Here is a 12,121-nt window from a genome sequence, read left to right as displayed (position 1 = left end):
GTTCTTTATCTTCAAGAATCTTATAATCACTCACTTCCTCGCATGAAATCATTATACAGCCTCATTCTATTAAGCTATCTGATTAATTCCCACGGTGCGTTGGCGCAAGCCCCCACAATTGATCAGTCAATTTCGATGAAGAGTGTATCGAATCCGCAACTGTCGCCCGATGGCAAGTGGGTCGCCTACACCGTTACCAAAACCAACTGGGACGATAATGCTTATGACACCGATATCTGGCTGGCTAACACTACAACCAGCGATCGATTTCAGTTAACCAACTCCAAAAAATCGAACAATAGTCCGGCTTGGTCACCCGATGGGAAGTGGCTGGCTTTTCTGTCAACACGCGACGAGAAATCGCAACTGTATGTGATTAGTCCAAGTGGTGGTGAAGCCCGGCCACTAACTAAGTTTGAAACCGGGGTGACGGCGTTTAAGTGGTCACCTACGGGCAAACAAATCATTTTTTCGGCTACCGTACCCGACGCCAAAACGGATAAAGATCGTAAGGAAAAATACAGTGATTATGAGGTTGTCCGCGATGATTACAAGATGGTTCACTTGTATCTGCTCGACAGTCTGGCCAATGAGAAACCGTCTCAGGGTAAAGCCTTAACCAAAGGGATTGGCTTTTCAGTAGGCAGTTTTGTGGTATCGCCCGATGGAAAGAAAATTGCGTTTGACGCGTCAAAAAACCCCGACCTGATCAATAGTCATACGTCCGATTTATATGTACTAACCCTTGGCGATACAATGACACGCAAGATTGTTTCTTTAAAAGGCCCCGACCAGAACCCGGTTTGGTCGCCCGATGGGAAACAAATCGCGTTCACAACTGCCAACGAGAACGAGTTCTATTTCTATACGAATCGGCTCATTGCTACGGTGCCAGCCACGGGTGGAACCCCAAAAATAATCACGAATACCTTCGACGAAAACGCGAATCTGCTGGAGTGGACTCCCGACGGAATTTTGTTTAGCGGGTACCAGAAAACCACTGCCCATTTATTCAAAATAGACCCTGCCACGCAAAAAACAGACCGCCTGACCAAACCCGACAATCTAATTGCTACACAGTTTTCGTTCAGTAAAGACGGTCGTCAGATGGCCTTCTTGGGTGCTTTGCCGAATCAGTATGCCGAAATTCAAACGTCGGCAGTAGCGGTGTTTTCGCCTAAAATGCTGACCGACATGGGTGCCCAACTAGCTTCGTTCAAGATAGCGACTCGTGAGGTAATCAGTTGGAAATCGATAGATGGCAACGTAATCGAGGGGATTTTAATTAAACCTGCCAATTACGATCCGGCACATAAATACCCACTGCTGGTTGTTATTCACGGTGGACCCACGGGTATCGATTTACCCTCTGTAACGGCTGATCGTAATTATCCAGTTGAACAGTTTACGGCGAAGGGAGCACTTGTGTTACGCCCCAATTACCGGGGTTCAGCGGGCTATGGCGGCAAATTCCGGGCGTTGAATGTCAAGAATCTGGGCTTGGGTGATTACGACGACGTGATTTCAGGGGTCGATTATTTGATTGGCAAGGGCTTGGTTGATAAAGATAAAGTTGGCGCGATGGGCTGGAGTCAGGGCGGCTATATTTCGGCCTTTATCACGACGTATAGCGACCGTTTTAAAGCGACCTCCGTGGGGGCGGGTATCTCGAACTGGGCTACGTACTATCAGAACACCGACATTACGCCGTTTACCCGTCAATACCTACAGGGAACGCCCTGGGACAATGCCGATATTTATCAGAAAACCTCGCCTATTAGTTATATCAATCGGGCCAAAACCCCCACCCTTATTCAACATGGTGAGTTAGACAGGCGCGTGCCCATTGCCAATGCGTACGAATTGCGGTTAGCCCTGGAAGATAAAGGCGTACCGGTAAAAATGGTCGTCTACAAAGGCTTCGGTCATGGTATCACCAAGCCCAAGCCGATGCGGCAGGTTATGGAAGAAAATTACCGTTGGTTCAGTAAGTATATTTGGGGAGAATCCCTTTGAGAAGAGGCTTTTTTGATAAAGTGGTCGCTTTTCTCTCAACCATCACACAAATAGAAAAGCCCCGATAGATTGACCTACCGGGGCTTTTTGAGACAGTTATAGGTAAAACGCCCAACTGCCCTAAAATGTTTCATCCGTGAAAAATTAATAAATAGTTTTTCACCTTTTTTTGTATTGAAAGTCAAGTCAGCCCTAATCCCCTAAAAACAAGCAATATCAACCTATGTCTTATTTAGTCCTTGATCTCGAAATGACTGGTCCCGAGCCAGACTACAACGAGATAATTCAGATTGGTGCCGTACTCTTCGACGATAATTGGGTCGAGAAAGGGCGGTACCTTACAAACGTATATCCAGAAAATAAAGAAGCGTTCTCGTCCTCTTCCGAGAAGATTCACAATCTGTCGCTGGCTGATTTGGAAGATGCGCCCATGATTTATGACGTACTACCCGAACTCGAAGAGTGGATTTGTAAAGAACTTGGCATGCGTGTTCCCAAAGGTCAATTAGACCGAACACCGTTTTTGCGCGATGTAATTATTTGCGGGCAGAGCGTTATCAACGACATCAATTTTCTGAAGGAAGCCTACCGCTATGAGAAACTTAAGTGGCCTTATTCCCGCGTGTTGCTCGATCTGCACACGCTGGCTTACTTTACCTTCAAGGTTCTAAAAGCCAATGGCCGTAAAGTGCCCGACCGCTTGAGCCTAACGGCAATTGCCAGTCATTTTGGTTTTGCCCGCGAAGATGGATTTCATAACGCGCTGGAAGATGCAGTCCTAACGGCACAGTGTTTAAAGGAAGTATTTACGCTGGCTGAAGCAATGAAACTTCCGGTAGTCTAATCTGGCGACTTCGACGCTCGTGCCAGAAAATCAGGCTGGCAATGATTGTCAGTACGAACAGGATACTTCCCCATAAAACAAAATTTAGGCGGGGTAGTGGATCGGCACTACCCACCACGATCAGACCTGCCCAGTAATTGGGCAGTTGGTTTACGCCCTCGGCGGTTTTTAGCCAGTCCTGCTTGGCACGTTGTAAGGCTATATCTTTTGGCAAGCCTTGGTCTAAATACGTATAAAAAAGATTAGTCAGTTGATAAGTTGCTTCATTTTGAACGCTCCATAGGGTCGTCAGCACACTTGGTACGCCCAAAGCGGCAAAGCCTCGCGCCAGACTAAACACACCTTCACCCCGCTGATTGGCTCCGATACCTGTTTTACAAGCCGCCAGCACCACCAATTGCGCATTGGGAAAGGCATTATCGCTCAAATCGGAGAGTTGTAATGTCGAGTCAGCAAAATAGAGTGTAGGTTCCCGATCAGTATTATCGGCAGCAGCATGTGTAAACAGATGTATAGTCCGCGCAGTGGCAGCTTCAGCTAAGAAAGCCTTACGTGTGGCGGCTCCGTGCAGTAGTAACGTTGGTGACGCAAAACGCCCGGCAATAGACAGTAGGGCTTTGTCTGAGTTGGGAAGCGTAACCTGTTTCAAAACTGGGGCAAACTCAACAGGGGCCACGCCTAAAAAACGTCCCGTCTGATAACCGGGCTTAGGAACCTGGCCCAGTCTATTTTTTAACAGTAAACTGGCAGAATAAACATAGCTGAAGGCGTAGTCATTGACCGCATAATCGAACTGATTGGATAATTTACTCAGCGCATCGAATGGAATAAATACCCCATCCGGCGATACAACAACCCGCCCTTTGGGCAGAGCCAGCGGAGCTAGCAACTGACGATACAGGCTGTTACTAAGGCGTCGAAAACGCCCGACGTTAGTAGTTTTGCTCATGGCTTCGGAATTAGCCAATAACGAATCAAACTGACGCAGCGTTTGCGTATAAGTCCTGACAGACTGTTTACGTAACATGACCGTGTCGCCTGTAACACCCATCACATACAAGGTGCTATCACCCACAAAGTACGTTATAAGCGAACTCTGCTGTTTTTTTAGGTAACGATGCAAATCTGGTAATGAGGTTGTCGTGTTGTCGTATTTATAGGTGTAATAGGCCGGATTTGATACTTCAAGATTTTTCAGAAACGTAGCCAGGCTATCCTGTTTGGCGAATAAAGCCATCCGGGTCGAGTTGTATGCCGTACTATCGTCGGGCTTTATGTCTGCAAGTTGGCTTTGCTGACTGCTCACAGCCTGCTGCAACCGTTCCTCCTGCTCCAGTTGTTGCCGAGAAAGTTTCTGTCGTGCACTGAGTTCGTTTAATTTATCAGCTAGCATGACAGCTCGACTTTTCTCCAGAAACCGAAATGCTTGTTCCGCGTTGCCAAGTAAATAGCAGGTTTCGATAGCCCGTTCATATATGGCCCGCGTTTTTTGCCGCCAGAACAATTTCGACTGCTGACCCGTGTGTTCCCATCGCATAAAATCAATCATCTGATCGACAACCGTATATGTATCGAGCGCGTGTTGGAGCCGTTGGCGATTGTTGTTTGTTGCTTTAGCATAATCAAGCCAGGTATCGGCCTTATCCTGAATAAGCGCTAGAAGATAATCTTTTTGATCGGCCTGTCGGATAGACCGTGCATCGGGCAAACTTGTACTGGCCGGATTTCGAAAACCGATTGGCATAGTCACCAACCCCTGCTGGTAATACTGTAAAGCCAGTGAAAATGCTTTTTTCTGGTGGTGAACCTGGCCCAGCCGATCTAATGAGTAAGCCTTCGCATAGGAATTTGTATTCTTATCAACCCCATATTGAAAATAAGAAATTGCCTGATCATATCGCCCAAGTTGATAATACAGCATACCCACTTCTACCGCATAATTGGGCACGGTAGGATCAGTAGGTGGGGCAATCCGAAACGCAAGCTGACAGTATTTTAACGCATCAGTGAGTTGTTTCTGATGCTTAGAGATGTCGCCCAGCAACTGGTATCCTCTGGCTATCATTGCTTTATTGTTCTCTTGCTCTGCTAGTAATACAGCTCGTTCAGCGACTTGACGAGCGGGCTCATAGTACTCTAATACAGTTAGTGCTTTTACTTTTTCGTGTAAAATCTTGATCATTAGCGGCTTGTCACCCGTATTTCGGGCTACCTGCTCGCCACTCTCAGCACTGTTTAAAGTCTGTTGAAAATCCCCAGCCGAGTAATAGGCGTAAGCCAGGTATAAATAGGCACCACTCACCCATCGGTCTGCCGAGCGGATACCCCGCCCCTGCTGAACAGCTTGCTGAAGAACATCTATTGCCGGTTGATTCTGCTCAGTCAACAGCATGCCTAATCGGTAGAGTGCTTTAGCCGGTTGGTCAATAGCGATAATAGGTCGTCGAGTCTTACTCAACCGAACAGCCTGTTGTACGGCTTGTGTTGCCGCTACTAATTCATTTCGGTAAAGGTGAGCCAATCCCACTTGCAGCCAACCATTAATGTAAGTCGAGTCGGGCGGATAACCGCACTGCTGCCATTGTTGCTGCCAATTGTGTAAAACATCAACCTGGTTGCTGGGATCAGCCTGATCTGATAAACGCTTTAGCGTAGCCTGCAACCGTTTTTGTGTAAGACGTTGGGCGAATACATGACAAGATAGCCCGGATACCAATACCCAGGCTACGAGGCAATTACGAAGCAAAGAATAACCCATACCAACCGGAATAATACCGTTTTAAGTGGCCTATATTGGTTCAAAACCAGTCCGTTTTGTCAATCCAACGCTAGAAGTCGCTTCAGGAAAATAATATAGATAACTTATTATCAATCAACTGAATACCCGTTGAGATAGTATCCCCCATTCACGTATTCATTCTCTAAGTTTGTGTCCGTTACACCTCCATTCATGGCTTCCAGTAACTTTTGGCGAGCCTTGGCTATATCGCCTGTCTTCACTAATTCCAATAGGTCAGCCTTTGTACGAATTTGACGAATTACAAAACCAGATACGAATGCGCAGGCAAATGAACTACCGCGTATGATGGGACTTTTCCAGAAGGGGCTGCGAAAAAAGCCGAATGTACTGACGACACCAACATTGACGTAGGTAGTCGAATAGTTTTCTACAGCTACGTACCCAGCCGTTGGAACTATAGTATTAACAAGCTGAGCCACTTTATCCACTGCCCCAAACAGCCCGAAATCAATGGCGTGAGAGAGGGCTTTTTCAACAAGTGAATCCTCCTTTGGCGAAAGAAGATCAGGGGGGAAATACGTTTTTCTGACAGAGGTAACCGTAATAACGTTCGGAAACGTCTTGCTATAACAGGCAGGGTAAACGTTTACAGCATCTAAATTTCGATCGACGGTTTGCCCTTCATTACCCGCTGCCGCCACGACGAACACGCCAGCCTCCATCAATTGCTCGATTTTTCTCCTTAATAATGGTTCATCCCGGCCAAAAATCCAACTGGTGTTTACAACTCTTATGTTCGTGCTTTTGCACCGCTGCACTATATAATTAAGCCCATTTAACACATCAAATAAGGTGGCAAAACCTATATTGTCGAACGCTTTTACGGGTAACACTGGCGCGTCATCGCCGTTCTGCTGAATAATAGCCGTAACAGATGTACCATGTCGGGCGTCCAGAATACTACTCTCATCGGCTGGATCCTTGAAAAGCCGAAAATCGTCGAAAGGGCTATTCATTACATCCGCCGACGAATAAGGGGCTAGTAGGTTTGTGGTCGTTAAGGACTTTATATTATTTATGAAGTCGTGTTCGCGGTAGGCCAGAAGTGCGCAGTAACCGAGATGATTATCAGCCATTACGGCCCCGCAGACAGGGTTTAATTGGTCCTGATACGCGAGCGTGAATCGTCGTTCCTGCCCATCCGCATCCCGGTACATATAGGGGTCGGGCCACTGATTTTCTTCGTTCGGATTAAGAAGGTTGTATTTCAAACCAGTATCCAACACTGCCACCGCTGGCCCATTATCTTTCCCGCTATATTGCTGGTAATAGTGAATGTCATCAGGCGTAGCTGGTCTGAAATCACTTGGCTGGGTATTTAGCGGCCCCGATGCAGTAACGGGAGGCCGTACCGGTGGATTATTGGTGCCATCTAATACGCTGACAACAAGAAAATTATTTGTCTGCGAGATCGGTTGAGTTATATTTCCGGTTGAGTCTCGAAATGATAAATCGGGGAAAGTCATTGAGGTTTTCTCCTCCCAATCCAGCAAAACAGTGTACAATTCTTCGCCGTTATCACTTAAATCTGAGTCCGGGCAGTCACTCTGGATAACACGTTTGATACGCTCCCGAGATATGGACTCCAGTTCTGTCCAAGGTCTATCCTTATTCGACAACGTACCCACTGATAGGGTCCCGCCCAGCAATTGATCACGTTGACTTTTCGTCAGAGTAACTACTTTTTGTCTCTGAATAGCATACTGGGGTAATCTATTCTTCGGGTCAATAAACGGGACAATCCGGTCGTTTTTAAAATGTAATCGTGGGTCATAATCAGTACCATTCCTGCCATTTTCACCGCCACCCGGTGGGCAATGCGTAATATCAATTGGTACATTTCGATCCGGGTCATACTTGACTTGAACGGGCACCTTACCGAAATTAGAAACGTCAACGTTAAGCTGAGTGGATTCGGTCGTCATGGGTTCGGGAGTAAAAGGTTATAACTGATTTCTCAAGGATTCTGCCTCTTTTTTCCCCTCCAAGTTGTTGATAATCACCTTATCAAGCAATTTTTTCACCTGGCTTTTATCTATCGGTCGTCCGCGCTTCAGCAGCGTAAGGCTTTCATAGAATGGGCCGGGATTCCCATACAAGTCTGTACGCTGGCTCAAGCGATGGAACAGGCTAATGGCTTTGTCGTAATTGCCCTGACGAAAGGAAACAATACCGGCATATTTTAAGGCACCGTCACTGTTGGGATGTCGCAACAACACATTGTTAAATACGGCACCCGCTTCGGCAAGTTTACCTTCGTTAAACAGGCCGACGCCCATTTTCAGGCTATCAACCATTCCCGATCCAGTAGAACCGCCATCCATCGTTGTCGGTAACTGTCGGAAATGAGCAGATGTATAATTGTCAACTTGCTGACTAACAATTGATACGGTTGAGTCTGCTCTTGGACGAAAAAAGTACCAGCCTAAACCCAGTAACAGAAAAATACCGGCGGCAGCAACCCAACGCATCGGCGCACTCCACATAGGTCGGGTACGAGTTTTCGTTTCGCCGGTAAGGTATGCAGGTTTGGTACGCAGGGCATCGAACTCAGCCTTGCGTTGGTTGCGGGACTCTTCCCGCGCTACCTGCTTCGTAAGCATGTAAAAAGCCAGTGCATCAGCAACGGCGGGATCGGTGCGAAGAGCCGTTTCAAAGCGTACCCGTTCGTCGGACGAGAGTTGGCCGGTCACATAATTTTCAATGATTTCCAGATCAGTATTCATAGTATTTAGCGAAAACGTTCGCGTAATTTCTCTATACAGCGCAAGCGACTTGTTTTTGCCACAGCGGACGAGTTATAACCCATTGCCTGGGCAATTTCGTCATCGGAATACCCCTCGCCCCAAGATAAAATCATGGTGCGGCATTTCTCGCCCAGATCACGCAGTTGCTGATGAAGTTTTTCTACATCACTCTGCGCTATAAGATGTTGAACTACCGAACGGGCTTCGTCGGGTAGTTGCATCAGTGAATCGTCAAGAGAAGTGGTATAGTGGACTCTACTTCGGTTAGTCGTCTTTTTCCGAATTTCGTCAACACATTTATTAGTAAATATCTGATATAGATACGTTTTGAGTTCTGAGCGACCTTCAAAACGCCCGCTATTGATATGCTCCAAGACCGTTAAAACAGCATCAGAATACGCACTGGCACACTCGTCTTCAGTCAGTCGGTGTTTACGAGTGCCATCAGTAATTAGGTATTGATACTTTTGATATAATTTATTTTCGTAGAGCCGACGTTGCGTGCCGCCCGCTCGGATACCCACCATCAATTCAGCGTCGGAAAGCTGTCGCATAAAATAAATAGGACATTCTGCGACGGTAATATAAGTAAATTTAGGTAATTGATTGAACGGTCTTACGAAATCATAAAAGGGCGCGGACTAAAACATAACACAAAGACAATCAAGGCAATCCAGCCCAGCACTTGCCGCTTTGTATCCAAAGGTTCTTCCAGTTCGGTTTCGGGATGGTAAATTCCCAAGAATCGCCCCAAAACAAATGTGAATGCCAGAAAACCAGAATACCCTTCAATATCGGGCCGAAGCCATGACAACACTAACTGGGCAGCGACAACACTTAGGGTAATGAGCAGAGATGTCATACGATTTTCACTAATGCGCGAAAAGGCCAGATAAAGAAAGCCAATATAGAGCCCGAAATAGCCTAACTGCGAGAAAAATGCCTCGTCGGTTTGTACGGCAAAATCAGATGGCTTGAACGTTCCTAAGCCAGCATAAAAGGCAAACGCGGTAAAAAGCACCGGCGCCAACCACTGGAACCGCTTACGTCCGATAAGTGCATATAGAATATGACCGCCGTCTAACTGCCCAATGGGAATGAGGTTTAATGAGGTAAAAAACAAAGCCAGATAGCCTGCCAATATGAATGGATAATGAATCATTTCGTAGGGATGCGGCAATCGGGCAGGGTCGGCTACGTAGGTTTTGAAGAAATTAAATAGCAAGTTATCGCCCAAACCGACCGCTCCACCTTCTGGCAGATTCTGATAGGCATACAGGCCATAATCGAGGCCCCATTTCTTGTATTCGGGGTGGATCGTAAAAATAAACTCAGGGGGGGGCAGATGTGAGAAACCGTACCAGAGCACAACTAACGCCAGCACAAACCCGGCCAGCGGTCCGGCAATACCAATGTCAAAGTATTTTCGGCGGCTGTTAATGTAATCCTGAATTCGAATAAAGGCACCCAGCGTACCGATGCTCTGCCCAATACCAATCCAGAGTGGAATGTAGTACGGCAACGTTACACGCACATGATTGGCTTTAGCCGTAAAATAATGCCCAAATTCGTGGACGGTCAAAATAGCCAGAAATGGTACTGAAAATTGGAATCCGGCGACAAACTCCGACCAACCGAGTGTTTTCATCCCCTCTATCGGAATAAATAACCGCCCAAACATCCACTCGGCACCTGCCATAGTGGTCGTAATCAGGGTAATTAAAAAAAGACCTCCGTGCAGGAGGTACGTTTTAGTTTGTTGATTCATTATTGATGTATACTGTATGAATATAGAATCGGTGCCACTCGGCGGTCTGATTTATCTAGCAGAATTCTATACGGGTAGCCCCAATTTTATACCCCACATCATATATTTTCCAGATAGTTCAAAATCGTCATAGGTGGCTGTACGTGCACGGCTTGAATACCAAGCTCGGCAGCGGCCTTGATGTTCGCCCCATTATCGTCGAAAAAAGCTGTTTCTTCGGCTACCAACCCAGCTTCAGCCAGCACATGCCGGTAAATTTCGGGCGATGGTTTCATCAAACGAACATCGTAAGAATAAAACACTCGCTCAAAGAGTTCCTCCAGCGTTGGCTGGTCCATTCCCGTCAACACACGATTAACCTGCCGGATATGAATTGGGCTGGTATTGCTAAGCAGAAACAGACGATAAGTCGATTTTAATTCCTTGATGCGTTTGATGCGTTCAATAGGCAAGTCGAGCAGAACGGTATTCCAGGCCGTATCAATCACCTCATCGGCCCACTGGTCATTTTTGAGCAGTTGCCGAACATGGTTTCTGAATGCGTCGTCGTCAATTAGCCCCGTTTCGTACTGATCCCAGATGGAATGCTGCTTCCAGATGGCGCGCACTTCGTCTTCAGGCAAGTTAGCCAGCATAGCAAAGTTGCGAACGGGGGCAGTCAGGTCGATTGGGATAATGACATCACCAAGGTCGAAAATGAGGTTTTTAAGCGTTGATTTGTCGAGTATAGACTCCATTCGCAGGTTCAGTTCTGGCTTAAATAAACCGGGAATCAAAGATAAGGTTAGATTTGCAGACAAACGGTGAAATAGAATGGCAAAGTTGACCCTAAAGAACGTCGGGCCGCTTCGGAGACTGATGTATACTAAAGCCCTATCGAACCTTTAGCATAAAAAAAGCTGCTGATGTAGTACCAGCAGCTTTTAGGTTTTATTCTCAAACAATTACTCCACCACAACGCCCATTTCGCAGAATTTGTCAATACGCTGATTGATACGCTCCTGCGGGTCGAGAGCACTTAATTGAGCAATAGTGTTCAGGATAACTTCTTTCAAGTGATTTGCCATTCCCTGATGGTCATTGTGCGCTCCGCCAAGGGGCTCCTCCACAATCTCATCCACTAATTTATTCGATTTCATATCGCGGGCAGTCAGTTTCATCGCTTCGGCTGCCTGTTCCTTAAAGTCCCAGCTACGCCAGAGAATAGTCGAACAGTTTTCGGGCGAGATAACGGAGTACCAGGTGTTTTCGAGCATGAGTACTTTGTCGCCAATGGCAATGCCCAAGGCACCACCCGAAGCACCTTCGCCAATGACGATGCAAATAACAGGTACCGTCAGCATGAACATCTCTTTCAGGTTGCGGGCAATCGCTTCACCCTGTCCACGCTCTTCGGCTTCCAGACCCGGAAATGCGCCCGGCGTGTCAATTAATGTAATAATGGGCTTGTTAAATTTCTCGGCTAACTTCATCAGCCGCAGTGCTTTCCGGTACCCTTCGGGGTTGGGCATGCCGAAGTTACGGTACTGGCGCTGCTTCGTATTCCGACCTTTTTGCTGTCCAATAATCATGACCGTTTGATCGCCCAACTCGCAAAAACCGCCCACCATAGCCGGGTCATCACGAACCGTACGGTCGCCATGAAGCTCAATGAACTGGTCGCACATGAGCGAAATATAATCAAGCGTATAAGGTCGGTCAGGGTGACGCGACAGCTGAACACGCTGCCAGCGCGTCAGGTTTTGGAAAATCTCCCGGCGCAGTTTATCAATGCTCTGCTCCAATATATTAACCGCTTCACTGACGTCTACATTGCTGGTTTGAGCTAATTTCTTAGTCTCTTCCAACCGTGCTTCGAGGTCAGCAATGGGTTTTTCAAAATCGAGGTATGTTCGCATAGAATGATGCATTATGAGTGATAAAATTTGAATGAATCCTGCTGGTTA

At 46.8% G+C, this 12,121-nt stretch carries 9 protein-coding genes; 2 read left to right on the top strand and 7 right to left on the bottom strand.

Annotated elements, in window-relative coordinates; all coding sequences use genetic code 11:
- Window positions 1-42: 42 nt before the first annotated feature.
- Window positions 43-2,016, top strand: a complete 1,974-nt coding sequence (locus ACFS25_RS05915; RefSeq protein WP_381497551.1) for a S9 family peptidase — start codon at window positions 43-45, stop codon at window positions 2,014-2,016.
- Between the two features lie 223 nt (window positions 2,017-2,239).
- Window positions 2,240-2,860, top strand: a complete 621-nt coding sequence (locus ACFS25_RS05910; protein ID WP_381497549.1) for a 3'-5' exonuclease — start codon at window positions 2,240-2,242, stop codon at window positions 2,858-2,860.
- On the opposite strand, the gene ACFS25_RS05905 is transcribed toward ACFS25_RS05910, so the two are convergent.
- The 7 genes from ACFS25_RS05905 to ACFS25_RS05875 all read right to left on the bottom strand — a co-directional run bounded on the left by ACFS25_RS05905 (window position 2,823) and on the right by ACFS25_RS05875 (window position 12,073).
- Window positions 2,823-5,522 (bottom strand): CHAT domain-containing protein, encoded by a 2,700-nt coding sequence (locus ACFS25_RS05905; protein WP_381497547.1) that lies wholly within the window; start codon window positions 5,520-5,522, stop codon window positions 2,823-2,825. The two genes, ACFS25_RS05910 and ACFS25_RS05905, sit on opposite strands and share 38 nt — an antisense overlap.
- Before the next feature lie 206 nt (window positions 5,523-5,728).
- A complete protein-coding gene (locus ACFS25_RS05900) occupies window positions 5,729-7,585 on the bottom strand; it encodes a S8 family peptidase (protein ID WP_381497545.1) in 1,857 nt (618 codons plus the stop codon).
- An 18-nt stretch (window positions 7,586-7,603) separates the two neighbouring features.
- On the bottom strand, window positions 7,604-8,386 hold the full coding sequence (locus ACFS25_RS05895) for a hypothetical protein (protein ID WP_381497542.1): 783 nt from the start codon (window positions 8,384-8,386) through the stop codon (window positions 7,604-7,606).
- 5 nt (window positions 8,387-8,391) lie between these two features.
- The gene (locus ACFS25_RS05890) at window positions 8,392-8,961 is read right to left on the bottom strand and encodes an RNA polymerase sigma factor (protein ID WP_381497540.1); all 570 of its coding nucleotides are present in this window, start codon (window positions 8,959-8,961) and stop codon (window positions 8,392-8,394) included.
- Window positions 8,962-9,023: 62 nt separating this feature from the next.
- The gene (locus tag ACFS25_RS05885) at window positions 9,024-10,175 is read right to left on the bottom strand and encodes a site-2 protease family protein (RefSeq protein WP_381497538.1); all 1,152 of its coding nucleotides are present in this window, start codon (window positions 10,173-10,175) and stop codon (window positions 9,024-9,026) included.
- A gap of 98 nt (window positions 10,176-10,273) precedes the next feature.
- Window positions 10,274-10,912 carry an HAD family hydrolase gene (locus ACFS25_RS05880; protein ID WP_381497536.1) on the bottom strand — a complete coding sequence of 213 codons (639 nt, stop codon included), beginning with the start codon at window positions 10,910-10,912 and terminating at the stop codon, window positions 10,274-10,276.
- Between the two features lie 207 nt (window positions 10,913-11,119).
- Window positions 11,120-12,073, bottom strand: a complete 954-nt coding sequence (locus ACFS25_RS05875; protein WP_381497534.1) for an acetyl-CoA carboxylase carboxyltransferase subunit alpha — start codon at window positions 12,071-12,073, stop codon at window positions 11,120-11,122.
- Window positions 12,074-12,121 lie beyond the last annotated feature (48 nt).

The sequence above is a fragment of the Spirosoma flavum genome (assembly GCF_042686045.1).
GTDB classification, from domain to species: domain Bacteria; phylum Bacteroidota; class Bacteroidia; order Cytophagales; family Spirosomataceae; genus Spirosoma; species Spirosoma flavum.
This window is presented reverse-complemented; position numbering and strand designations above follow the sequence as displayed.

Coding starts and splice junctions, on each gene's coding strand:
- ACFS25_RS05915 (WP_381497551.1), top strand. CDS start 43: ATGAAATCATTATACAGCCTCATTCTATTAAGCTATCTGATTAATTCC.
- ACFS25_RS05910 (WP_381497549.1), top strand. CDS start 2,240: ATGTCTTATTTAGTCCTTGATCTCGAAATGACTGGTCCCGAGCCAGAC.
- ACFS25_RS05900 (WP_381497545.1), bottom strand. CDS start 7,585: ATGACGACCGAATCCACTCAGCTTAACGTTGACGTTTCTAATTTCGGT.
- ACFS25_RS05895 (WP_381497542.1), bottom strand. CDS start 8,386: ATGAATACTGATCTGGAAATCATTGAAAATTATGTGACCGGCCAACTC.
- ACFS25_RS05890 (WP_381497540.1), bottom strand. CDS start 8,961: ATGCGACAGCTTTCCGACGCTGAATTGATGGTGGGTATCCGAGCGGGC.
- ACFS25_RS05885 (WP_381497538.1), bottom strand. CDS start 10,175: ATGAATCAACAAACTAAAACGTACCTCCTGCACGGAGGTCTTTTTTTA.
- ACFS25_RS05880 (WP_381497536.1), bottom strand. CDS start 10,912: ATGGAGTCTATACTCGACAAATCAACGCTTAAAAACCTCATTTTCGAC.
- ACFS25_RS05875 (WP_381497534.1), bottom strand. CDS start 12,073: ATGCGAACATACCTCGATTTTGAAAAACCCATTGCTGACCTCGAAGCA.